The organism is Oceanobacillus jordanicus, from assembly GCF_022095695.1.
Lineage (GTDB): Bacteria > Bacillota > Bacilli > Bacillales > Amphibacillaceae > Oceanobacillus_B > Oceanobacillus_B jordanicus.
In genome coordinates this window covers 63,452-87,954 of record NZ_JAIFZM010000010.1, presented here as the reverse complement: position 1 = coordinate 87,954, position 24,503 = coordinate 63,452, and the positions used below count along the sequence as shown (strand labels likewise).

The 24,503-nt window shown below is 38.2% G+C and carries 26 protein-coding genes and 1 pseudogene; 23 read left to right on the top strand and 4 right to left on the bottom strand.

What is annotated here, in order from left to right:
• The first annotated feature begins 6 nt into the window (after positions 1 to 6).
• The 6 genes from K3T81_RS12750 to K3T81_RS12725 all read left to right on the top strand — a co-directional run bounded on the left by K3T81_RS12750 (position 7) and on the right by K3T81_RS12725 (position 6,412).
• Positions 7 to 912, top strand: coding sequence for an ABC transporter permease (locus K3T81_RS12750; protein ID WP_238020435.1), 906 nt, complete (start codon positions 7 to 9; stop codon positions 910 to 912).
• Positions 913 to 927: 15 nt separating this feature from the next.
• Positions 928 to 1,914 (top strand): ABC transporter ATP-binding protein, encoded by a 987-nt coding sequence (locus K3T81_RS12745; protein WP_238020434.1) that lies wholly within the window; start codon positions 928 to 930, stop codon positions 1,912 to 1,914.
• Positions 1,915 to 2,928 carry an ABC transporter ATP-binding protein gene (locus tag K3T81_RS12740; protein WP_238020433.1) on the top strand — a complete coding sequence of 338 codons (1,014 nt, stop codon included), beginning with the start codon at positions 1,915 to 1,917 and terminating at the stop codon, positions 2,926 to 2,928.
• On the top strand, positions 2,909 to 4,087 hold the full coding sequence (locus tag K3T81_RS12735; RefSeq protein ID WP_238020432.1) for a M24 family metallopeptidase: 1,179 nt from the start codon (positions 2,909 to 2,911) through the stop codon (positions 4,085 to 4,087). Before K3T81_RS12740 ends, K3T81_RS12735 begins: the two co-directional genes overlap by 20 nt.
• 116 nt (positions 4,088 to 4,203) lie before the next feature.
• On the top strand, positions 4,204 to 5,049 hold the full coding sequence (locus K3T81_RS12730; RefSeq protein WP_238020431.1) for a M55 family metallopeptidase: 846 nt from the start codon (positions 4,204 to 4,206) through the stop codon (positions 5,047 to 5,049).
• A gap of 16 nt (positions 5,050 to 5,065) precedes the next feature.
• The gene (locus tag K3T81_RS12725; protein ID WP_238020430.1) at positions 5,066 to 6,412 is read left to right on the top strand and encodes a M20/M25/M40 family metallo-hydrolase; all 1,347 of its coding nucleotides are present in this window, start codon (positions 5,066 to 5,068) and stop codon (positions 6,410 to 6,412) included.
• Positions 6,413 to 6,618: 206 nt separating this feature from the next.
• Here K3T81_RS12725 and arr read toward each other — a convergent pair whose 3' ends face one another.
• Positions 6,619 to 7,035, bottom strand: a complete 417-nt coding sequence (gene arr, locus K3T81_RS12720; RefSeq protein WP_238020429.1) for an NAD(+)--rifampin ADP-ribosyltransferase — start codon at positions 7,033 to 7,035, stop codon at positions 6,619 to 6,621.
• Between the two features lie 381 nt (positions 7,036 to 7,416).
• On the opposite strand from arr, the pseudogene K3T81_RS12715 reads away from it, so the two are divergent.
• The 8 genes and pseudogenes from K3T81_RS12715 to K3T81_RS12680 all read left to right on the top strand — a co-directional run bounded on the left by K3T81_RS12715 (position 7,417) and on the right by K3T81_RS12680 (position 12,276).
• Positions 7,417 to 7,803 (top strand): annotated as a pseudogene (locus tag K3T81_RS12715) (VOC family protein).
• A 202-nt stretch (positions 7,804 to 8,005) separates the two neighbouring features.
• Positions 8,006 to 8,365, top strand: coding sequence for a YciI family protein (locus K3T81_RS12710; protein WP_238020428.1), 360 nt, complete (start codon positions 8,006 to 8,008; stop codon positions 8,363 to 8,365).
• A 61-nt stretch (positions 8,366 to 8,426) separates the two neighbouring features.
• On the top strand, positions 8,427 to 8,747 hold the full coding sequence (locus K3T81_RS12705; RefSeq protein ID WP_238020427.1) for a YqfO family protein: 321 nt from the start codon (positions 8,427 to 8,429) through the stop codon (positions 8,745 to 8,747).
• A gap of 215 nt (positions 8,748 to 8,962) precedes the next feature.
• Positions 8,963 to 9,172: a hypothetical protein gene (locus K3T81_RS12700; protein WP_238020426.1), complete on the top strand. Its 210-nt coding sequence runs from the start codon at positions 8,963 to 8,965 to the stop codon at positions 9,170 to 9,172.
• On the top strand, positions 9,132 to 9,890 hold the full coding sequence (locus K3T81_RS12695; RefSeq protein WP_238020425.1) for a serine hydrolase domain-containing protein: 759 nt from the start codon (positions 9,132 to 9,134) through the stop codon (positions 9,888 to 9,890). The genes K3T81_RS12700 and K3T81_RS12695 overlap by 41 nt, the downstream gene beginning before the upstream one ends.
• A gap of 248 nt (positions 9,891 to 10,138) precedes the next feature.
• The gene (locus K3T81_RS12690) at positions 10,139 to 11,023 is read left to right on the top strand and encodes an AbaSI family restriction endonuclease (RefSeq protein WP_238020424.1); all 885 of its coding nucleotides are present in this window, start codon (positions 10,139 to 10,141) and stop codon (positions 11,021 to 11,023) included.
• A 67-nt stretch (positions 11,024 to 11,090) separates the two neighbouring features.
• A complete protein-coding gene (locus K3T81_RS12685; protein WP_238020423.1) occupies positions 11,091 to 12,011 on the top strand; it encodes a restriction endonuclease in 921 nt (306 codons plus the stop codon).
• 82 nt (positions 12,012 to 12,093) lie between these two features.
• Positions 12,094 to 12,276, top strand: coding sequence for a hypothetical protein (locus tag K3T81_RS12680; RefSeq protein ID WP_238020422.1), 183 nt, complete (start codon positions 12,094 to 12,096; stop codon positions 12,274 to 12,276).
• A 515-nt stretch (positions 12,277 to 12,791) separates the two neighbouring features.
• Here the strand turns inward: K3T81_RS12680 and K3T81_RS19675 are convergent.
• Complete coding sequence (locus K3T81_RS19675) at positions 12,792 to 13,025, bottom strand: transposase (RefSeq protein WP_420830834.1); 234 nt, start codon at positions 13,023 to 13,025, stop codon at positions 12,792 to 12,794.
• 144 nt (positions 13,026 to 13,169) lie between these two features.
• Positions 13,170 to 14,021 carry an IS256 family transposase gene (locus tag K3T81_RS12675; RefSeq protein ID WP_420830831.1) on the bottom strand — a complete coding sequence of 284 codons (852 nt, stop codon included), beginning with the start codon at positions 14,019 to 14,021 and terminating at the stop codon, positions 13,170 to 13,172.
• A gap of 1,014 nt (positions 14,022 to 15,035) precedes the next feature.
• Here K3T81_RS12675 and K3T81_RS12670 point away from each other — a divergent pair.
• The 3 genes from K3T81_RS12670 to K3T81_RS12660 all read left to right on the top strand — a co-directional run bounded on the left by K3T81_RS12670 (position 15,036) and on the right by K3T81_RS12660 (position 17,142).
• A complete protein-coding gene (locus K3T81_RS12670) occupies positions 15,036 to 16,313 on the top strand; it encodes an Nramp family divalent metal transporter (RefSeq protein ID WP_238020421.1) in 1,278 nt (425 codons plus the stop codon).
• A gap of 317 nt (positions 16,314 to 16,630) precedes the next feature.
• Positions 16,631 to 16,786 (top strand): hypothetical protein, encoded by a 156-nt coding sequence (locus K3T81_RS12665; RefSeq protein WP_238020420.1) that lies wholly within the window; start codon positions 16,631 to 16,633, stop codon positions 16,784 to 16,786.
• A gap of 98 nt (positions 16,787 to 16,884) precedes the next feature.
• The gene (locus K3T81_RS12660; RefSeq protein ID WP_238020419.1) at positions 16,885 to 17,142 is read left to right on the top strand and encodes a hypothetical protein; all 258 of its coding nucleotides are present in this window, start codon (positions 16,885 to 16,887) and stop codon (positions 17,140 to 17,142) included.
• A 61-nt stretch (positions 17,143 to 17,203) separates the two neighbouring features.
• On the opposite strand, the gene K3T81_RS12655 is transcribed toward K3T81_RS12660, so the two are convergent.
• Positions 17,204 to 18,055, bottom strand: a complete 852-nt coding sequence (locus tag K3T81_RS12655; protein WP_238020418.1) for a hypothetical protein — start codon at positions 18,053 to 18,055, stop codon at positions 17,204 to 17,206.
• A gap of 320 nt (positions 18,056 to 18,375) precedes the next feature.
• Between K3T81_RS12655 and K3T81_RS12650 the strand changes: the two genes are divergently transcribed.
• The 6 genes from K3T81_RS12650 (at position 18,376) to K3T81_RS12625 (ending at position 24,465) form a co-directional block, all read left to right on the top strand.
• Entirely contained in the window at positions 18,376 to 18,789 is a 414-nt protein-coding gene (locus tag K3T81_RS12650) for a hypothetical protein (RefSeq protein ID WP_238020417.1), read from the top strand.
• 16 nt (positions 18,790 to 18,805) lie between these two features.
• Complete coding sequence (locus K3T81_RS12645; RefSeq protein WP_238020416.1) at positions 18,806 to 19,276, top strand: hypothetical protein; 471 nt, start codon at positions 18,806 to 18,808, stop codon at positions 19,274 to 19,276.
• Between the two features lie 377 nt (positions 19,277 to 19,653).
• Positions 19,654 to 20,115 carry a hypothetical protein gene (locus K3T81_RS12640; RefSeq protein WP_238020415.1) on the top strand — a complete coding sequence of 154 codons (462 nt, stop codon included), beginning with the start codon at positions 19,654 to 19,656 and terminating at the stop codon, positions 20,113 to 20,115.
• A gap of 15 nt (positions 20,116 to 20,130) precedes the next feature.
• Complete coding sequence (locus tag K3T81_RS12635; protein ID WP_238020414.1) at positions 20,131 to 20,454, top strand: hypothetical protein; 324 nt, start codon at positions 20,131 to 20,133, stop codon at positions 20,452 to 20,454.
• Between the two features lie 14 nt (positions 20,455 to 20,468).
• Complete coding sequence (locus K3T81_RS12630) at positions 20,469 to 20,777, top strand: hypothetical protein (protein ID WP_106896066.1); 309 nt, start codon at positions 20,469 to 20,471, stop codon at positions 20,775 to 20,777.
• 19 nt (positions 20,778 to 20,796) lie between these two features.
• Entirely contained in the window at positions 20,797 to 24,465 is a 3,669-nt protein-coding gene (locus K3T81_RS12625) for a cupredoxin domain-containing protein (protein WP_238020413.1), read from the top strand.
• Positions 24,466 to 24,503 lie beyond the last annotated feature (38 nt).

Here is a 24,503-nt window from a genome sequence, read left to right as displayed (position 1 = left end):
AAAAACATGTCATCAAGCCTTCCACAGAACGAACAAGCTTTAGAAAATCGTGTGAAACCAAAGAGGAAATCGGCTATTGCAACCTTTTTTTCAAATTTATCAAGAAGCTGGACTGGGTTAATTGGCTTTATCATTATAATGACTTTGATTGTAATAAGTTTGATTGGGCAATGGATTACACCTTTTGATCCCTATTTTGCAGAGTTTAGTAAAAAACTACTTCCGCCAATGACAGAAGGCCATTTATTAGGGACCGATCAACTTGGAAGAGACATTTTCTCCCGAATTATCTTGGGGGCTAGGGTATCCGTCATTATTGGTTTAGCAACAGCTCTAATTGCAGGGTTAATTGGTACCATAATTGGAATTATTGCAGGTTTTTTTCGAGGATGGATTGATATCATTTTAATGCGGATTGTTGACGTGACGTTAAGTTTCCCATTTATCCTATTAGTACTTGTAATCAATGCAATTATTGGAGCAGGTTTGAGAAATATTATTATTTCATTAGCAGTTGGTGGCTGGGTGATTTTCGCCCGTGTCATTCGAAGTGAAGTTCTTGCATTACGGGAAAAAGAGTTTATTACCGCATGTATTGCGACTGGCGTTAGTCGGTTTGAAATTCTTATTAAACATATTGTACCTAATCTATTTACGCCAATTATCATTCTTGCCTCCTTACAGATTGGTACCTATATTATTGCAGAAGCTTCAATTAGTTTCCTTGGTTTTGGAGTAGCCCCCCCTACACCAGCATGGGGGAACATGCTGAATGAAGGAAAGGATTATATCTTTAGTTCCTGGTGGTTAATCACTTTTCCTGGATTAGCAATTGTAATTACGGCACTTGGAGTTAATTTATTTGGGGACTGGTTACGCGATACATTAGATCCTGAATTAAAAGGAGAATGATGGGAGGGGATTTATATGTCCGATACGATCCTTAAAGTGAAAGATTTAAAAATACAGTTTAAGACTGGTAAGAAAACAGTTCAACCAATCCGTGGTGTTGACTTTTCCATAAAAAAAGGGGAAACATTGGGCGTTGTTGGTGAATCTGGAAGTGGAAAAAGTGTTACTTCTTTGGCTGTAATGGGACTGTTGCCAGAAAAAACAAGTGAAATTATCTCTGGTGAGATCGTATTTGATGGAAAGGATTTAACGAATCTAAAAGAAAAGCATTTCCGCAAACTTAGAGGTAATGATATTTCAATGATTTTTCAAGAACCGATGACATCACTAAATCCCGTATTTACAATTGGGGAACAACTAAGCGAGCCATTAAAACAGCATAAAAAGATGTCTAAGAAAGAGATAGAAACTGCAATAATTGCTGTTTTAACTCAAGTTGGGATCCCACGTGCAGAGCAAATTATTCACGAGTACCCACATCAGCTTTCAGGTGGAATGAGGCAACGTGTCATGATCTCTTTGGCTCTTTTAGGCCAACCAAAATTAATGATAGCTGATGAACCAACGACAGCTTTGGATGTAACCATTCAAGCCCAAATTTTAAAACTGATGAAAGATATTAAAAAGCAACATGACATGAGTCTTTTACTTATTACCCATGACCTAGGCGTGGTTGCAGAAATGTGTGATCGTGTCGTTGTGATGTATGCTGGTGAAATAGTAGAAGTAGCAGAAGTAAAAGAGTTATTCGATAATCCTTTGCATCCTTATACACGAGGATTAATTGAATCGTTACCATCTAAAAACACACGTAAAAATCGATTGTATTCCATTAAGGGTCAAGTACCGAAACCAAACGAAATTACGAAGGGATGTATTTTTGCGAATCGATGTCCTTTTGCTTTTTCAAAATGCTTTGAGGAGACGCCACCTGTCCAGCATACAGGGAATCATATGAGCAAATGTTGGCTACAAGATTCTAACAAGGATGAGGTGTCTTAAATGGAAGCAAAAACATTGTTAGAAATCAAAAATCTAAAAAAATACTTTGAAATTTCCCAAGGCATGTTCAAAGAAAAAATCAATGTGCGTGCAGTAGATGATATAAGTTTTTCAGTAAGAGAAGGAGAAACGTTTGCCCTTGTTGGTGAATCGGGTTGTGGAAAGTCTACAACAGGAAGAACAATCCTCCGCTTGACTGATCCTACAGATGGCCAAATAGTCTTTAAGGGTAAAAACATCGAAAAACTACCATATAATCAAATGCGAGCTTTACGAAATAGGATGCAAATGGTGTTTCAAGATCCTTATGCTTCATTAAATCCTAAGAAAACCATCCGTCAAATTTTAATGGAGCCATTACGAGTTCATAATAAGTTTCCGAGAGAAGAGCGGCTTGAGAAAATAAACAACATGTTAAAGATAGTTGGTCTGTCGGAAGAGCATTTAGACCGCTACCCTCATGAGTTTTCAGGTGGTCAGAGACAACGTATTGGAATTGCTCGTGCTGTCATTTTGCAACCTGATTTTATTATTGCCGATGAGCCTGTTTCAGCCTTAGATGTATCCGTTCAATCTCAAGTTATAAACCTTATGCTAGATTTGCAGGAAGAGTTTGGTTTAACTTATCTATTCATTTCACATGACTTAAGCGTAATTGAACACATGACAGACCGGGTTGCCGTAATGTATCTTGGTAAAATTGTTGAGGTTGCTGATACAGAAGAGTTATTTGCAAATCCAAGGCATCCCTATACGCAAGCGTTAATCTCTGCTGTGCCGATTTCTCATCCAGATGAAGAGAAGGAACGGATCATTTTAACTGGTGATGTACCAAGTCCAGCTAACCCACCTTCTGGATGCTCATTTCATACAAGATGTCCATTTGCGATGGATATTTGTCGTAAGGTTGAGCCAGTGTCTAAAGAGTTTTCGAATGGCCATAAGGCAAATTGTCATTTATATACAGATTCAGAAAATAAGGAGGAGAAAGAATATGCTATTAACCATTCCTAAAAGCGAGTTCAAGGAAAGACAGCAGAAATTTTTCAACAAACTATCTGAGGAAAACTGTGATGGGGCGATTATATTTGCTGTAACGGACATTTTTTATTTAACAGGTTTCCATTTTCATTCAACGGAACGCCCGATGGGAGTATTAGTAGATCCTGACCATAAGGTACATCTATTTGTTCCTGCATTGGAGCATACCCATGCAGAGGAATATGCGGTAATTGATCATGTGCATTCTTATCCTGAGTATCCTGGCATTAAACATCCGATGGAATATTTAAAAGAGGTACTACAGAAATTTGGGTTTGAAGGAAAGACAATTGGCTATGATTCATTAGGATATGGTTCTCCTATGGGATATAGTGGGCCTTCAGTTGATCAATTTCTCGAGGTTAAAGAGTTTGTATCTTTAAAAGGAATTATTGAGAAATTACGTTTTGTTAAGTCAGCCAACGAAATCGAACTAATTAAAGAATCTTGTCGGTGGGGGAATCTAGCACACCGTCTTCTTCAAAAATATACGAAAGCTGGTTTAAGTGAAATTGAGATTACGAGTAAAGCTTCCACAGAGGCTACAATGGCAATGATTGAAACATTAGGACCAAACTATAAACCGCATGGCCGAACAGCTTATGCGATATTCCGCGGACAGATTGGACCTGAATCTGCATTTCCACACGCTGTCACACAAAACGTGATTATGTCTAAGGGTGATACGCTCGTCACAGGGGCTGCTGCAGATGTGTTTGGCTATCATAGTGAATTAGAAAGAACCATGTTTGTGGAAGAAGTTTCTAAGGATCAAGAAAAATACTTTAACCAGATGTATGAAGCACAGGATGTTGCCTTTTCTGCTATTAAACCTGGGGCTACATATTCTTCCGTAGAAGAAAAAGTGCAACAGTACTTTAAAGAAGAAGGTATTACACATTTAACCCAACATCATACTGGGCATAATATTGGTTTACTTGGTCATGAAGCACCTTTCTTTGATCTAGGTGATCATACCGTAATGGAACCAGGTATGGTGGTAACTGTTGAACCTGGTATTTATGTGAAGGGACTTGGTGGTTTTAGGCATTCTGATACGGTGTTAATTACTGAAAATGGTATTGAAATGCTAACGTATTACCCAAGAGATCTTAACTCTCTTATATGTTAAATGAAGATAATAGTACTTGGTAAATGGTAATTAGCTATTTGCCAAGTACTTATTTCTTGAGAGCAGTTTTATAAGCTATTACATATACTTTTGAATATAAGAAAGGGATGTATATAATGAAACTATTTATTTCAGCCGATATTGAAGGAATTGCTGGTGTTGCTACCATTCAACAGCTTGTAACAAGTGGAGAGTATCAACGTTTTCGAATATTAATGACTGAAGAAGTAAATGCGGCTATAAGAGGAGCTTTTAATGGCGGTGCAACAGAAGTAGTCGTAGCAGATGGGCATGGAAATATGTCTAATATAATAATAGAAGATTTAGACACAAGAGCGCGATTGGTGTCTGGGAACAATCGAGTAATGGCCCAGTTAGAAGGATTGGACGATTCGTTTGATGGAATTATTTTTGTTGGACATCATGGTAGAGAGAGTGATTCCAATGCAGTTATTTCCCATACGTTAGCGGGAGTTTGTGTAAAAGAATTTAATGTAAATGGCAAAATTGTTGGAGAAACAGAACTCAATGCAATGGTTGCCGGGAAGTTTCAAGTTCCTTCTATTTTTATTAGTGGGGATGATATTTATGTAAAAGAAGTAAAAGAAACCTTACCCCTAGTACAGTCTGTTGTAACCAAATATGCTAGAAACAGATTAGCTGCTGAATTAATACATCCTGATGTCGTGCAACAAGAGATTGAAAGAAATGTACAAGTCGCAGTAGAAGACATAGAACACTACCAGCCTTTCGTTTTAGAAGGCCCTATTACGTTTGAAATTGAATTTAAAGGCCCGCAACAGGCACAAATGACTTCAACATTACCATCTGTGCAAATGCTCACACCAACTCGTATTAGTTTCACATGTGATGACATGGTCACAGCCTATAAACATATGTGGGGATGTGTCATCATTGCCATGGCCTCAACAAATGGAGTTCTTGGTGCTATAAACAATTAGTCGAGGAGGATACATGATGAGTTTAGACCAGATAAAGGAATTTGTGGAGAAAAATAAAGAGGAATACTTGGAGACATTATTTACTTTGTTACGTCAGAAAAGTATCAGTGCGCAGAATATTGGGATGGAAGAAACAAGTGCCATGCTACTTAAAATGTTAGAAGATATCGGAATGGATAGTAGATTAATTGAGACAGATGGTCATCCGGTCGTTTATGGTGAAATGATGAAGGAAGATAATGATTTTACGTTACTCATATACGGCCATTATGATGTGCAACCTGCTGACCCGATTGATGAGTGGAATTCACCACCCTTTGAACCAACGATAAGAAACGGGAAGATATATTGCCGTGGGGTAGGGGACAATAAAGGACAGCTCATGGCGCAAATTCTGGCAGTAAAAAGCTACCAAGAAGTTATAGGGGATCTTCCCATAAATATTAAATTCGTATTTGAAGGAGAAGAAGAAAGTGGGAGCCCGAATATAGCTAAATTTGTCTCTGAGCATCGCGATTTATTAAAAGCAGATTTAGTGTATACATCAGATGGACCAATGCATGAAAGCGGGGCGCCATTTGTTTTACTCGGTGTTAGAGGTATGCTCTATGTAGAACTAAATGCAAAAGGCTCAGATTGGGATAATCATTCTGGTAACAAAGGAAATATTGCACCAAATCCAGCTTGGCAGCTTGTTGATCTTCTAGGAACTATGAAGGATGATGATGGGAATATATTAATAGAAGGTTTTTATGATGACTTGCAAAAACCTACTGCAAACGAGGAAGAATTGATATCCACGTTACCTTATGATGCTGAACAAGTCGCTAATCAAATCGGATATAAATGTTTTGATATGACACGTGAGGAATATTACCGAAAACTAACCCTTGAACCAACTTTAAATATCGCAGGTTTTCATAGTGGTTATGGTGGAGAAGGCGCAAAAACGATTATACCTTCTACTGCTATGGTCAAAATGGATATGCGATTAGTAATTGATCAAGACCCAGATGATATTTTAGAAAAATTTATTAAACATGTTCATAAACATGCACCTGGAGTATTAGTGGTAAGTCATGGTTCAATGAAACCATCTCGGACGTCTCCGGATCTGGAAGTCGTAAAGGTTGTTAAGGAGGCAGTCAAGGAAGCCTACCATGAAGAACCAGTTTTACAGCCTAGCCTAGGTGGGAGTTTACCAGATTATGTCTGGACCCAAATACTAGGTGTACCTTCTGTTATCGTTCCATATGCAAATTCTGATGAAGCAAACCATTCACCAAATGAAAATCTTAATGTAGATAATTTCTTCAAGGGGATAATTTGTACTTGTTCTGTGATTCGTTCTTTGGGGGAGTAGTTGGACAGGGAAATGGGCACATTCAAGTCAGGAATAAATTAAAAGTCAGATGATTATTTGGTAATAGTGGGCTGTACAGATTACCAAATTGAAAAACGGTTCCTCGTTGTTATAAGGGACCGTTTTTTCTATGTGTAATTGGTTTAACATTGTAAATTGCATTTTCCAGACACTATTCCATTTAGATAATAGCCTTTGGTAGTGGATCAATCGAATATGACAGCTTTGCCTTGTTCTCGTAATTTTTTTAAGGATGTAAGCATATGATTTACTTCTTCGTCAGAATGTCTATTCCAAGAACCTAATTCAGCTACTATTTTCAAAGGCGATTTAGATCTATAAGAACGTGTTGGATTTCCCGGGAATCTTTTATCCGTTACGTTTGGGTCGTTTTCAAATTCACCTAAAGGTTCTACTACGTAAATTCTTTCTTTTGACTTGGATGTTGCTAATTCAGCTCCCCATTTAGCAGCATCTAATGTAGCAGTGAAATAAATAAAGTTCGATTTTTTGTCTTGATAATTTGATACGTATTGCGGTTCCAATAGATCTCCAATATTTAGTTCTGCTTTAGTACCATGAAAGAAAGGACCATTATCTAAGACAGCTTTTTTGTCATTCATATTGATACACCCCTTTTTTGAATTTGTATATAACAGTATAGATCAAGAAACATGGAAAATGTAGTCTATTAACACCTTATTATTCGTAGTATAATAGAAGTAGAGAGAAGGAAGTCGGATGTAAATTATCAATACGTCAGTTAGTTTGCTATGTATGAGTCTGCTAAAAGAAGTAATAACATATAAGCAGGTAGCAGTATAGGACTCTGACAATGATCAAGAAAAGGATGAAGATAACGAATTACCAAATATATTAACCAATACGTATGATCTGTTAATGATCGCCAGTGTATTGCTTGTTGTAGGTGGAGTTATGTTTTATTTTCAGAGTAGGAGCATTATCCTAACTTTTTCTCATCACTTTGCAATAAGATAACTCTCATGAGGTTTTTTTATCGGAAATTAGGATTAAAGTTTGTTTGAGGCGATGATAAAACAGCGTTTTTCAGGTTGGAAGAAGGAAAAAGTTGGTTAGGATTGTGGGAAGGTAGTGAGTATCAAACTCCTTATCATCCATCATTAAGGCACATAGGTTTTCGAGTTTCTTATGAAAATTTAAAAATATCTCTAGAGTGGCTTGATTCCTTAGACATTGAGGCTGTTCCTTTTGGTAACAGAACTACTACGGAACCATTTATAAGGTCAAACCAAGGAAACGCGTCAGTTTATTTTCTTGACCCAGACGGTAATAGTTTAGAACTGATGTGTTACATTGAAGTCCCTGATAATTTAAAACATATTAATAAGAAATTATCATTTGATGAGTGAGAGAAGTTACTAGCCAATCATTGAATTAGAAAAGAAAACAGTAGATGAATGAAAATAGACAGGACGGTGAGGGTTTTAACTTTAGTTTTTTAATAAAAGAGTGCATTAGTTTAAGATGATTAAACACGCAATGGCCTTAAAAAGCAGTATAATGTAATAAATTCAGAAAAAAACCTATAAATTAATTAAAGGAGGAATACATATGAGATACCTAATATTGTTAACTCCATCAAAGAAGTGGAGAGATGGTGTTGCGTTACATAATCAACCGTTCATGCCTGAACACGCTATTTATGTTCAAACTGAATATAATAAAGGAAATATAGTTTTAGCTGGACCATTTGGTGGTTCAACTGGAGGAGCAATAGTTATCGATGCAGAAACGGAAGAAGAGGTTATTAGATTTGCTGACAATGACCCTACTGTTAAAAATGGTATCTTCAGTTATGAAATAAAGCAATGGGATTATAAAATGAGCAAATGTGAAACTGAAAATCCAGCTTTTGACCAGAGTTATATTGATTACAAGCATAAGATTCAAAAGGAATTAGGAATTATTTAGGATGTTTTAGTTAAAGTAATGGATGCTTTAATGAAATATTAAAACGAAATAGAGGGATTAAATGGAGTTTGAATTTGTAAAAGTAGAAGTGCTGTTACCAGAAGAATATATAGTGGAGTTAAGGAATCAGCTAAATGATATTGGCGTTTTAACTGTGGGAGCTTACGATAATGTTGTTTCATATTCTGTGGTAAAAGGATACTGGAGACCTTTAGAAGAAGCAAATCCTTTTAATGGTAGTAAAGGTGAAATTTCCTTTGGGACTGAATGTAAAATGGAATTCAAGTGTTTAATGAGTAACATTGTAGAAGTTAAAGGGTTAATTAAAAGGGTTCACCCTTATGAAGAACCTGTAATAAATGTTTTACCAATGTTAAGCTAACGGATGCAATAATAAAGCATGCGATTATAAGTGGTATTTGGTTTATTAACAAAATATTGCTGAAATTATAGGGTGTGCTACACTTTCAATAATTAAACAGGTGACATAAGTGAGATAACTTGTGTTGGTGTCCTTAATGGTTAAAAACAGTAATGTTGCACAGTGCCTCCAATCATATTGGGGGCATTTTTAAATATTATAGGAGAGTGAATAAATTGCTACTAAAAGATGATGTCTCAAACTTGTTTGAAGATGTATATACTCATGTAAAAGAAAGTGCTGAAAAGTTGGGTTCCAGTGGCGTGGCTCTATTTATCATTCATAACGATAAAGTTGTAACAGAATCATATTTTGGCAAACAATCGAATGCTAAGCATGCTCGAGATGTTAAAGCAGATAGAAGACTCCTATTTAGCCGCATATGAAGGAGTAACCATTCGTCACTTATTAACCCACACACATGGACTTATAATAGCTGATGGTAAATTAGTAAGTGAATATAAACCTGGAGAATCATGGGCATATAGAGGTCCCAGTATTGAGTTGCTGACAAGTATTATCAAAAAAACAACGGGGCAGTCTGTTGCTGATATTGTAAAAGAGCATGTCATTGATCCGGTCGGTTTTCAATCGACAGAATGGGTTAAGATGAGCCAGCCTCATTCAAAAATTGCAAACGCTATTAGAGATACAGATAACATCTTCTGGACCGAGACGGATGTAGTAGATGGTTCCGGGATGAATATGTATGTCTCTGCAAAAGAGCTTGCCATGTGGGGCTACCTTCATTTAACAGAAGGGAAATGGGGAGGAAAACAGATTATTCCTAGAGAAATTATTCAAATGGCAACATCTATACAGACTCCTGACCCAAGCCTACCTATTCACAAAAACGGATTTTTATGGTTCGTAAAGGACACAAACCATACCTTTAACCAAATAGGCGATATAGTTCCAAAAGGTTCCTATCAATTACTCGGTTACACAAATGTAGCTCTGCTCGTCATCCCAGATGAAAACGTAGTAGCGGTAAGAATGTTTAACCGTTATGGTTCCACGGAAGGATACGATTATCTCAAAGACATTCGGTCTTTTGGAGATACTGTTTATAAATGTTCAATAAAGGAAAGTAGAACGCAATAATAGAAGGTGACCTAGATATGCCCCCAGCCCAATTAGTTGAGAATTATTATTAGAGGGTCCAAGATTTAAGAAGGCGATTATCAAAAAAGATTCCCTTTTGAATATTATGTATAGGATTTAAATGAAAACGATTGAAAATGCATTTATGATAGAATGAAAGCCAAAGTTCCATACAAAGTTTAAAATAAACAAAAGGGCGTAAATATTATGGCTAATTTAATTAGGAAAATAATTAAGGGTGATAAGTAATGAATAAACGTGATTATCTAGTTAAAACCTTTTCTCGTACAAAAAGAAAGGATTACGAGAATTATATTTTAACTGCAATCTGGCATAAACTGAACAATTTAAACATCAAGCCTGTTAGTCAGCAGTACATTAAACGTAAGAACGGAAAGCATGCTTTAATGGATCTGTATTTTCCCCAATTACATATTGAAGTAGAAGTAGATGAAGCATACCATCAAGATAATCAGGAAGCAGATAAACTGAGAATGGATGATATTATATCTGCTATAAGCGAGGAATCTATCAGTGATTTTCTATGCCTTAGAATTGATGCGACTAAATCTATTGAAGAAATTGAAGATAGAATTAATGAGGTTGTCTCCATTATTAAAGATAGGGCTTCAAATACTCCATTAAAATGGAATACATATGAAGAAGAATTATCACAATTGAAACAGGAAGAATATTTATCAGTCTATGACAGTATTGCATTTAGTGATATAAAAGACATTGCAAATACTGTCTTTGGTAAGAATTCTAAAAGATATCAACGGAGTTTTTTCAGAGTGATAGACAATATGTGGCTGTGGTGCCCCAAACTATCTATAACTAAAAATGGAAATACCAAATCAATAGCAGGTGGTTGGCTTAACTTTCTGGCAGAAGATTGGAGCTACATTGATGAATCGCATGTAGATGTTGGGATAGTGGAAAATAGAAAAAGTACATATACTGAAGAGATTAAATTAGATCGTAAAAGAGCGGTTTTTGCTAAATACAAAGATAATCTAGGGTTTAATCGATACAGATTTGTGGGTGTCTTTAAGTGTATTGGTCTATCACCTATGGATGAAAGTTGTATTAGGTATTTAAGAGTAGATGATAAGGTGAGGATAGTTAAATGATAGATCTTTATAAAAGAAGGCGAGACATAATATAATTTCTCAAACGAGATAGGAGTGAACTGGTAATATGACTGTTCCAGGTTTTCAAGATTTTATGTACCCATTTCTTCAAATTTTGGGAGATGGAAAAGAACATCGGCTACAGGATTTATATAAGGAACTTGCGAATCATTTTCAACTAACGGATGACGAAATTGAAGAAACTCTACCAAGCGGAAAACAAACTGTGTTGGTGAATAGAATTGGCTGGACAAGAACTTATTTAAATAAGGCTGGTCTTATAAAAGTAGTTAGAAGAGCGGTATTTACCATTACTAATGAGGGGTTAAATATCTTGAAAGACCCGAGTGTAAGCTATATTAATAAGAAGTTTTTAGCACGCTATGATAGTTTTAATCAATTCGTTAATAAAACAAGTGAAAAAGCAACAAAACGACCAACTAATACGAGTGAGGAACAGCAGACACCATTAGAACTTATTGCTGAGAATTATGACATTCTCAAAAAAGACCTACAGGATGATCTACTAGATAAAATTTTAGAATGCACACCTGCCTTTTTCGAGCGGTTAATTGTTCGTTTAATTGTTGCTATGGGCTATGGTGGTTCTGTAAAAGATGCAGGGGAAGCTATGGGGAAATCCGGGGATGAAGGCATTGATGGCATTATCAAAGAAGATGTATTAGGTTTAGAGATGATATATTTACAAGCCAAAAGATGGAAAAAGGATTCTACAGTTTCAAGACCTGATATTCAAACATTTGTTGGTAGTCTTGTTGGTAAACAGGCCTCAAAAGGTATCTTTATAACCACAGCAAAATTTTCTAAGCACGCTTATGAGTATGCCAGTTTAATTGATAAACGAGTTATTTTAATTGATGGCCAACAATTGACTGATCTGATGTTTAAGTATGATGTTGGGGTAACAAATGAAGAGGTATTTGTTACGAAGAAATTAGATATTGATTTCTTTGAAGAGAGTATTTAGTAAATAAATTTAATAGCAGTGTAAGTTGAACAACGTATATAGAATTAAAATCTATTTTTGGTGGAAGTAAGGGGCGTTAGAGATGTCGGAAAAAATTTTACATTCAATAAGAAATTTAAGAGAGAAGATGGATGGTGGATTCGCAGATCTTAAGCAGGATTTAAGCGATCTCTCAAACAAAGTTGATCTCCTTATAAAGGAGACTGAACAGCATTCTAATCCATTACATGAAAAAGTGGAAAAAGAATGTGACCAAAACAACTAAGTGAAAATACACAAAGATATCTAGGGTTACTTTACTTATTAGCATGAATGTATATTATATAAAAGTAAAAGTAAAAGTAAAAGTAAAACACCCACAAATAATTAATGCAAAGTGGAGAGATTTAACTGAATAAGACAGAGGAAAAAGCCCCCCTCCGTCGTATATAAATTAAAACGACAGTGGAGGTGCTTTTCTCATGGGAGAAAAGCAATATGTTTACTCAGAAGAAGTGAAACGAAATGTAATTGAAATGAAGTTATCAGAGGATTATACAAATCGACAGATCATGTAGAAGTTTGGAAACCTAATAAATCACAAATTATGACCTGGATGAGGTGATTTAGAAAGGGAGTGGAACATCATTTTCCTCAACCAATTGGTAAACAGTATTCGTTCGGTAAAGGGGCCAGAAGAATTAAGTGGAGTTGATCAATTAATATGAGGAGTAATTTGTGGAAATAATTACCTATTCCCCAACACTCCGGGCTTGTCAAATAAAGTGTGTAAGTACAGACTTACTCTATGTATTTTAGAGCCCTTTCTTTTAGATTTTCGTGGAGGAGTTGGTTCATAACGAGGGGCCAGTTTTGGATATGGCCGCCTTCCCACTTTGTCTCGAGTTCTTTTATGCGCAAATATAACACTTTTAACAGAGCGTTCTCGTTGGGGAATGCTCCTTTTTTGGTTACTTTCCTGAAGCTTGAGTGTATACTCTTTACTGCATTTGTTGTGTACATAACTTTACGAATGGCACTATGTAGTCAAAGAGTTGATCGACATGACTAAAATTCCTTACCCATACATCCGTAGCTCCTGGATAGGCTGCCCACTGTTGTTGAAAGGATTCAAAGGCGCTAATACATGCCTTAAGACTTGGTGCACTATAGACCTTCTTAAAGCTTTTGTGAAGTCTTTATAATTCTTGCTTGGAACGTATTTAATAGAATTACGGATAAATGAACAATGCATCGTTGAACGACAACCTCAGGGAAGATAGCTCGTGAGCCTTCTTCTAGACCACTCACACCATCCATGGAAATAAAGAAAATGTCTTCGACCCCTCTTGCTTTGATTTCATCGAAGATCTGCATCCATTTGTGTTTGCTTTCTGTCTCATTTAGCCATAGACCGAGTACTTCTTTTCTACCTTCGATGGTGTATCCTAAGATGGTATAGACAGCATATTTCTTTGCTTCATATTGATTGCGAATGGTTGTATACATGCAGTCCACAAATACAAACGCATAACAGTTACTTAGTGGGCGAGTCTGCCATTCTTCCAGTTCGGGGAGAACCTGTTCCGTAATATCAGAAACCATTTCGTGCGATACAGAAAATCCATAAATATCTTCGATCGTTGACGAAATGTCTCGTTGAGACAATCCTCTGGCATACATAGAAATCACTTTATTTTCTATTGCGGAGACGTCTTTTTTACGTTTAGGGATAAGCTTAGGTTCGAAGGACCCATCCCGATCACGTGGCACCTGAATATCTACTTCCCCGGAACTTGTCTTAAGGTTTTTCTTCCCATAACCATTTCTTCGGTTCGCTGTATTTTTTTCTTTTTTATCATTCGAGTCATAACTTAAATGGTTATTCATTTCACCCTTTAACATCGATTCAAACATGGGACCAAATATATCAAGTGCGTTCTGCATGTCTTCTACAGTCTCTGGTTGGTAGTTTTCTAGAATTTGATTCGCTAATTCAACTGATTTCTGATCTCGCTTTGATTTAGCCAATAGAACAACCTCCCATTCGTATATTTTTATTTTACCAATAAAAAACTAAACTGCGCAGTAAGAGCCGTACGCTCTCTCACTTACACAGTTTAGTTTACACTCCCGAATAAATGTTTTTAATATAGCCTCGATACCACCTATTAGGGATTTCGAGGCCTATCCTACTTCTAACATCGGTTTTTCAATAGAAGAATCTCCCCTTGCATAAGACAGGTTATTTAATTTCCTGTCTTTTTTATTCTAATATAGGTGGTTTCTCACCGGTGGAGTATATATGGTTCATCATTTCTTGTCCTAAGCGGTATTGAACGATTCTCAAAACAAAAAGACGCCACCAAAGTCAAACTCCAAGCATCCTAAAGTATAAAATATAATTAAAGATAAACAGCCTCTAACTTCCCACCCCCAACACCAACCTTTACCTCCACAATAACCTCCTCTCCCAATCGAAACCTCTCCATAACCCGTATACACAAGCCCACTCTGCCTCCTCATCCTCTACCGCATTTTGAATCTCTTTCCCCTGATACTGCACACTCGTAATCGTACCCTGAATACCTGCATGCTCACCCTCCGAGAGCTAAGCTGCTCCGACTGAACCAGATAAATCCCTTTTTTTTTAACTCCATAGAACACCTAAATTCGGCCAATTAATAACAGGGACTGAGCAGGCGTTAGCGTTTCACTAAATCTTCAATCATAGTTGTCATGTTCGTTTCCCTACTTTCTGTCCAATAAGACAGACTGTCCCAAACACAATATCGCAAAGCCTAACGGGATGAGCATCACAATTAGACTTGAAAATGCGGTGGAATAGGTGCTGTAACATGCCAATATACCAATCGTTTGTGAGGTAGAAGACCCTACTATTTTAGACTTTGCTTTTGCATCTGAACCCATTGTCCTAATTACTATAGAATCCGTATACAGCTTTAAATACCCTGTGATAATATAATATTACGAAAATTATAAATAAAGCTTTAAAAAGGCTAGATAGAGTCAGGGGGGTACTTTATGCAAGAAAAGGTAGAAAGCAAAGAGGTAGGAGCATTTTCTGATAAACAAGATACAACAAAATGGAAGTTCATTGGTCCTGGCCTTATCGTAGCTGCTACTGGTGTAGGAGCTGGTGATTTAGCGACTGCATTGGTATCTGGAGCGGAATATGGTCTCGCCTTTTTATGGGCTATTGTATTAGGGGTTATCGTGAAGTTTGCCATTGGGGAAGGTGTGGGGCGTTACACACTAGCAAGTGGGAATACAATCCTCGAGGGCTGGCGAGGCATTGGGAAATGGACTACAGGGTACTTCGGCATTTATTCGGTTATTTGGGGATTTGTTTATGGAGCTGCAGGGACAGCATCTTGTGCATTAGCTGCATATGCTCTCTTTCCACAAATTAGCTTAACATGGTGGGCTGTTATTAATGGTGTCATTTGTTATGCGTTAGTTCTTACTGGAAAGTATGGATTCTTTGAGAAGGTCATTACAGCACTAGTTGCGGTCATGTTTATCACCGTTATTGGTTCCATGATTTTCGTATTACCTGATCTGCTTCCACATTTAAATACAATTGTACCAGTCATGAATGATGACACCATCATCTATTCACTAGGATTAATTGGAGGTGTTGGTGGATCGATTACCATGGCAAGTTATGGTTATTGGCTAAAAGAAAAAAATTGGTCGGAGAAACGCCATATCAAAATTATGCGCTGGGATTCCTTAAGTGCGTATATTATAACAAGTATCTTTGCTCTGGGAATTATGGTTCTTGGAACAGCAATTATTTTTGGCACGGGAGATATCATTAGTGGAGAAGAGGCACTTGTTGTTTTTTCTAGTAGGCTTGGGGAAGTGCTAAGTCCTACCGCACAATATTTCTTCCTAATTGGCTTTTGGGCTGCTTCCTTTACATCGATTTTAGGGGTGTGGAATGGTGTTTCTTATTTGTTTGCTGATTTCATCCGAACCACTCGACATACAGGAGTGAAACAAGATGATATTAGCAAAACAAAGTCCTATAAGTTTTATCTTTTTTGGTTAACTTTCCCACCGATAGTATTACATCTTTTCGGTAAACCTGTTGCATTAATCATCCTTTATGGATTTCTAGGTGCACTATTTATGCCGTTTTTAGCTATAACACTTATTTATCTCTTAAATTCTAGGCAAATTGACAAACCGTTTAGAAGTGGCAAACTTTCAAATATTGTTCTTTCGCTTAGTGCATTATTATTTACCGTCCTAACTTGTATCAAACTTTACGACATAATTGGCGGACTCTTTTAGGACATAACAAACAATCAGGAATAGTTAAGGATAGAGACTTTAATGACTCCAATCCTTTTACGTTAGAAAAGTATCCTAATGAACAAGAAACCCGTGCTCTTCATACTTTACATTAAGTCTGTAAAGGAGGGCGAGTATGAATACGATGCATAATGACACTACGATCTATGTCTATGAACAAGAAGGAATAATCTCTAGGATTGGCACGGATTATGTAGATTTGCTGCAAAGTGACAATACAACGATTAGAGTGTTAACAAAATGGATTACGAATATTAAGTGGGTAGACCCACATTGTCGAAACAAGTGCCTAGACAATGTGGACCTTGAGAAAACATGCGATAACAAAAAACACAAACGACGCTGCTCCGATTGTCATCGGCAACATCAAAATTGCCATTGCCGACTCAAGAAAGACAACATCAAAGACCCCGTCATCCCATATTGCGATGGGCGAATTTATCTACGCTTAGCAGGATTAACCGACGGACTCCCTTACAAATTATTCCGCCACAAAGGATGTAAAGTAGTTCTAGAACTATCAGGAGAATCTAATTGAGCAAATATATAAGTGGAGCGACAACAAAAGAATAGTAACATTAAAAAGGCCGGGCAATTGAGCGAATTATCTAGGATGAAAATTCGAACTTACCCGGCATTTTTTGCCGTTTTTGATATTAAGACACCTTTTAGCGAAGGAAAATGCGAAGACTCCAGTGGGAACAGCACGAGTCCGAAGGCCCCGGAAGAAGCGATCTTTGCTTATGAGGAGACTGAGGCCGTGCCCACGGAAAGTGCAGTATTTTCCGTAGCGGTATATAAGCAGTAGCCAAGTGTATTTCCGGAACGGTGATTATATAACATACTATTTTTTTACTATTTATTAATATTTATTCCTCCAACTCAATCACACAAACAACATCAAAATCTATCCCAAACTTTTCCTCATACTTACTAATCGACATAAAGTTTTCCTTCACCATCTCTAACGTTCCATCCAATTCATATTTATCAATATCCGTTTTTACATAACAGTAATACCCCATATAACTTTCCAAGAACATGCTCAAATTTAAACCAAAAAATAAATTGATTAAAAAAGGGCTCTTCGTAACCGTTTCTCCGAAATGAAACGTCAAGTTTCGTCTTAAACAAGGATTAATTGTAAGTAGCTCTTGCTCATGAACAGTAGCATCTTCTTGCTTCTCGTACTGAATAGATAGAATCCTTGTGGTAGGAATAATGGAAATGTTTCCTGTATCCGCATTTTCGATAATAATAAAATCTAATCCAGCATCAATAAAACAACCTGATATCTTTTCCGTCTTCCCTTTATAGCTGAAATGTACGGTTACAAAGAGCTCACGTAACGTGCGAAGGCTTTGTTGGAGCGCTCTTGCATTCGGTTCATCGGCCTCCTCACCAGCCTCTTCCTCATCTCCCCCCACAGCAAGTGCGAGAAGAAGTTCATTCGCCCTTTCAATGCACTCCCTAATCTCCTCAAATTCTTTAGGAGGAAAAGCAGTATTGGCTGATGGATATTTCTTTTGTGGAAGCCGTTCTGGGCAGTCTTTTGGCAAACAAAAGTCTTCCTCCACTCCTGCAGGAACGACTTCTGGACAGTTAAAGGCTTTTTTTTCATGGAAGAATTCGGATTCTAAGCATTCTACATCATCCCAAACTTTATGGTCCTTCATATCTTTAGCAGTAGGATGTACCTTATTATAAGTTGGAATTGTCACCAACCCCCTTTACTTCTGTGCATACACCTAGTGTATGGGTATTAGTTGATTTTGTTGTTGGGCAGAAGTCTAAATTGATTCATTGTAAAGATTTGATTGCTGGTAATAGACCAAGCCTCTAAAAACATAGCAATTATAAAGTGACACTTCATTTGGTGGGGGCTTTGTTCTTCACACTGATTGTTAGTTGAACAAATCGGGGTGTTAGCGTCCGTTTACTCTCACCTAAACATCACGGTTTCACTTCATGATTTAAGTGGGAGTCTTACGGACAGTTATTCCGGGATAAATGGGAAGTTTGGGGGAGAAAACCAGTGATAATGGGGAATTTAGGATTTTTATTATATGGGAACCTTGTCCTGATCGTAATACTTTATTTATACCTTTATAAAATCCGGAAAATCATCGGCTTTCAACTAGGGATGAATATCTCCATGTTGGTAGGAGGATTTGGTGCCATTGCCACAGGTGTCCTACTCATTTATCAATTTCCCTTAAAATTCGTCATCGTTACCATGATTACCGCCGTTATAGGAATGCTTATTGGGGCTATTTTTGGTGCGTTATTTGACTACCAAACGCTTTTAACAGGATATATCAATGGTTTAATGATGGGGATGATGGCACCGATGGTGGGAGCAGCGGCCAATAACAGTGTCCTCTTTCTACTATTCATTGAGGTCGTTTTCCTGTTTTCTCTTGTACTCGTTTTCCTTTCCGCTAAAAATACATAAGAAAGGAGACGCACTTGTGAATATATCCCAATTCCTTTTCGTCCTGTTTTGTTTAAATGGTGTGATTGGCCTTCTCTTTTATGTCGTGATGTATAAAAAAAGGAAATTGTTTACGGACAGATTCGGGATGGTCATGGCGATGGTTGGTAGTGGCATTCTCTCCTTCAATCTTGCTATGATGCTTTTTTTTATGTTTCCTTTCAATCTCGGTACGTTAGCTATAATTTCTACAATGGTTGGTGGCGGTATCGGGATCCTATATGGAGCACTCACCCGATTTCAGTCATTATTAGCGGGCTTCTCTCAAGGCAGCCTTGGGGCGATTATGGGAACAATGTTTGGGGCTGTGGTGGAGAATCCGGCATTATGTGGGTTACCGGCTGCCTATTTTATTGATGTGGAGCAGCACATGATGCTGTTTAGTTTATTTGGCACAGGCTTGGTTATTTCCACGTTTGGTTTGTTATTTTACTCCTTACGAGTATGAATGAGAGGCGTTGAAAGGAGGGGAACGGAATCGAAAACCACCAGGATAAGAAGCTTATAAAAAGGAAAATCCACTTAAACGAATATACAGAGAACTTACTTGAACAAAGAAAACAGGAAGCTAGAAAGAAAGATTCGATTAATGAACTGAATCAACGGAGGGGGGAGGGACTCACTTCACCTACTACATTTACGACGACAGAAGAGACACGCTTACTAATGGAATATATGGACAGAGCGAACACACTCCATCTAACACAGCACAATAAAAAACGAGGAAAGCTGTTAACGCTCCGAAAGTTTTTTAAATCCAAACGGAATCAACAGGTAGAGGTTTATTTTACGGTTGGTACGGAATCCCATTACAAGGAGGGAAAGGTGAGTACGGTTGGGCGGGATTTTGTCATGATCACCAATTTAAAAGAGCGTGTGTGGATTCCTTATTCAGTTATCGAATCAGCTAACATTGTCTACGGGATTCCTACTTATTCGAATGCACATCAGCATTATCTCTATGACAATAATTTGCGTACAAAGCTCTTACGGCAATTTGGGGAGACCGTTTCAAAACGGGATAATTTGAAACAGCAATTTTTTGAAGAGACGTTACAGACAAATTTAGATACGTGGAAAGACACGTGGGTGAATATTTGGTTTGATGAGAATGTAAAAAGACTTGGGAAGATTTCCAGATCGGAAGAAAAATTAACGATCACACTGCTGGGGAAAAAAGAGAAAATTGATTTTCAAGAAATAAAATACATTGAAACAATTCGTTTGTTGAGCCTGGTTACAAATGGTTTTAAGCACTTTTACAATAATAAAAGGGATGCAACGTAAAAGGAGGGGAGTTTCATGGTAAAGGAAAAGAAGCCAGTTATGGAAGAAGAAATAGAAGTAGATGATCGTTTTTTTAGAGAATTATTAGCCCTAAAAGGAGAAAGTATTCTGCTTGTGACAGAATCAGATCAGTTAAATTTATTTGGTCAAACCTTTCGCCCTGTGTTTTGTGGCGAAATTACGGATGTTCAGCAAGGGCAGCTTACACTTTTCCCAGTAAATATAAAAATGGTGAATGCCCCATTCTTTAATTTTCCTACCCCATTAAGTATTCCTTTAGAAAAAATTGCGCATTTCACACCTGACTTTGATTGTAATGCAAGGCTTCCACTTTCGTAAAAGGGGGGATAGTAATGAGTCAAGAAAAGGCTAATACAGAGTGGGAGTACCCTACTGTCAATATCATTCATGATCAAGCTCTTATCGAGGAGTTTATAGAGGGAATTGGTAAAAACATATTCATTATGACGCCATCTTTTCCCTATATCTTTATTGGAAAACTAGTGGAGGTTATTGAGGACCAGGCTGTGGTTGATGTGAAAGTCACGACCATTTCGGAACTAGAAAATCGGCAGTGGTATATTCACATCCATCAGATCGAAGTCTTCTATATCCAACAAAAGGGGCAACCAAGAATTCCTGAATTAAGGGATGATTTCTAAGTCACCAAGGGGGGAAGATATGAAGCGCCATTATCATGTTGTTGCGATATCGATTCGAATTGTCCTAAATAATTTTGGTGATTACAACCGTGATGGGATAATGTATGTCTTAAAAGAAAACGAAGAGAAAGTGAAGGAATTAGTACGAAAAAATCCATTCACCCCAGTCAGCTTGGTGGAACCCCTTTGTATTAGAGCGAATGTCGGGGATGAGGTAGAGGTTTTATTTGAAAATCAAATCCACTATGCAACAGGGATGCATTTTCAAGAAGCGGATTATAATGTTCTCAATTCCGATGGTGCCAATGTTGGCTTAAACCCAAGTTCTCTGGCAGAAACAGGAGAGAAGATTCTTTATTCACTAAACGTCAATCACGAAGGTGTTTATATGTTTTCCGATTTAGGTGATCCAGATAGTAGTGATGAGGGAACCAATATTAATGGGATGTTTGGGTGCTTATTTGTTCAACCACGTGGGTCTTGGTGGACCGATCCAGTGACAGGTGGCCCTTTAAATAGTGGTGTGTATGCAGATGTACATCATCCATTTTTGCCATCAGTCCGAGAGTACGCTTTTATTTTTCATGATGAAATGCCCACGAAGGATGTCACAGGGAATCGGCCGTTAGATCCCATGACTAACCAAGAGCGGGAATCAACGCATGCGATAAACTATCGCTATGAGCCGATGGAAAACCGAGCTCGCTTATTGGAAGAAGGAGTGGTTTGCCCTGATTGTGAAGGGGAGGAGGTTCACCATGATTCTTGGGTGTTTGGTGATCCTGCCACACCAATTTTGCGAGGATATCGTGGAGACCCTGTTAAAATCAGGCTTGTTCATGCAGGTGTCAAAGAAACGCATGCCTTTCATTATCATGTTCATCAATGGCCAAAAGACCCGAAAAATACAGAATCAGAAATATTGGATGCACAAGCGGTAAGTCCTCAATCCTGGTATACCATCCAACCCCATTATGGATTAGGCTCTCTTCAAGGTGCGTTTGGGGATGTCATCATTCACTGTCACCTCTATCCTCACTTCGGTGTAGGGATGTGGGGATTGAACCGCATTTTTGATACACTTCAGGATGGAAGCCAATGTTATCCAAATGGGGAACCGATCGCGCAATTACAGCCATTGCCAGACCGTCCATGCCCACCTAAGCCAACAAAAGAGAAACCTGGTTTTCCTAACTTTATTCCTGGAAAGCTTGGCTGTAAAGCACCGCGGCCACCGCTTGGGATTGTCGGCGGACGTGATATGACACAGTTGGAAAGAAATGCAGCGGTGGGAAAACCACGACCTGGTGCGGTGTTTGCAGACGCCTGTGCCGTTGCGGAGAACCCAGTCGTGCAGGAGTTTAATGTTTCCCTTATTCAACTACCTATTGTCTATAATCGTCAAGGATGGAATGATCCAATTGGGAGGATATATGTATTAGATGAGGATAGGGGAGATGTTTTAAGCGGGAAAAAGGAACCGGAACCACTAGTCCTTCATATGACAGCAAACAGCTGTGTGCGGATTAACTTTACGAATTGTCTTCCTGAAGTGGCAGCTGGAAACGCATTCCAGCTTGTAACAAGAGCATATGAAGCATCCTTTCATGTGCATTTTGTGAAATTTGATGTGCTTGTATCAGATGGGTCAAATGTAGGCTGGAACTATGATTCTAGCGTTCTATCAGGGGAAACAATCCGATACGAATATTTCGCCGATGTGGAGTTAAAAGCTTGGTTTTTTCATGATCATTTATTTGCCAATTTTCATCAACAGCATGGTGTCTTTGGTACAGGGGTTGTGCATCCACGGTTTAGCTCTTTCTTGGATTCCAAGACAGGGGAAGTAGTGGATCATGGTGCGCAAATTACGGTTACGCAACCGCTTATTCCGGATTACCGTGATATGACCTTGATGGTACACGATTTCTCCTTGCTTTTTGATAAAGATGGCTGTCCTCTTCAACCACCAGAATTTCCTAGTTCCCAGGATGATCCAGGTTTGTTTGGGGTCAATTATAAAAACGAACCGCTCCAATTCCGCTTAGGAAAGGACAATGATCCAGCCTATTCCTTTAGTTCGTTTGTAAATGGTGATCCGATTACTCCTATTTTACAAAGTTATGAGGGGGATCCTATTCGGATAAGGCTATTACAAGGATCTCAAGAGGAATCACATAGTTTTAACATACATGGATTACGCTGGAAGGCAGAATATCCTGATTCTGAAACAAAGGTAAGAGACCAGCAGCACATTAGTATTTCTGAATCCTTTACATTACAAATGTATGTGCCACGGGCGGGAGACTACCTGTGGACATTTGAAACGGAAGAAGATTTATGGAACGGCTTATGGGGATTAATACGGGCATTTGATGAAGAAGTGGATTTTCTTATTCCATTGCCAGATCAGAATCCTCCGCCCAAACGCACGAAGGCCCTTCCGGAACCGACAGGAAAGCCTCCAGCAAAGGCTGAGGTCGTTACTTCTCCAGGTCCTGTAGATGCTCCGGTAAAAACCTTTAATATCGTCGCCTTTCATACCCCAATTATTTATAGTAACTGGGGTGAGCGAGATCCTTTTGGGATTGTATTTGCCCTTGAAGAGGATGTAGAAGAAATTTTAAATGGTAAAAATCCAGAGCCGCTTATTATTCGTGCCAACCAAGGTGATGTGGTAGAAATAAATCTAACGTCTCGACTGGAGCGAGATAAATTTCCGTATCCAAACGGGATTTGGAAATACCCACCTGTTAAAGAGCAGGCATTTTATCCGCCATCTCTCCGAATCTCGTTACATGCTCAGCTTCTTGATTATGATGTAAAAACTTCAGCAGGAGAGACAGTTGGCTTCAATCCTGATCAAACAGTAGCACCTGGCGATGTCATCACCTACAAATGGTATGTAAACAACGCGGTTGGTGCATGTGGATTATGGGATATGGCGGATATTCGAAATCACCGCTCCCTTGGTACGTTCGGTGCCTTTATAGCGGAGCCGAAAGGAACGATCTATCTAGATCCTTTTACAGGAGAAGAAGTAGAAACGGGTGCTAATGTTGTCTTAAGAAATCCTTTTTTACCAGATACAAGGGAGTTTGTCCTTGTTATGTATGATGGAGCACGACTGGTTAATCGAAAAGGAAACCTAATTATTGACCCAGTAGATGGCATATTAGGTGGAGTAGATGCAGAAGAAATTGAGGAATTGATAGACACGTATGATAATGGTTCAAGAGGATTCAATTATCGTACAGAACGATTAATCAACCGATTACAAAAGCATGCGGAGCTTAAGGATTTATTCAGTTCAAAGGTGTTTGGCGATCCTTCTACCCCGTTGTTTGAAGCGTATCCAGGTGATCCAATAACAATACGATTAGTAAACCCATCCGAACGCCGACGTTCCCATACATTCCATATTCATGGACACTATTGGAATAATGATGATAAAGATATTTCTTCCGAGGTAAGATCCATCGAAGGGGAGATTGTTACAGGGCATGCAGTGGACTTACCTCTGCATTATGGTGCTGGTAGTTTATATAACTATCCAGGAGATTACATGTATCGCTCTGGTAACATTCGCTGGGATATCGAACAAGGAATGTGGGGAATTATTCGCGTTCACAGTTCTTTAAAAGACCATCTCCTCGAGTTGAGAAATAAGAGCAAAAATGAAATATGATCATTGTCACGTAGCCATTAGTCTCGCCCTTACTGGCT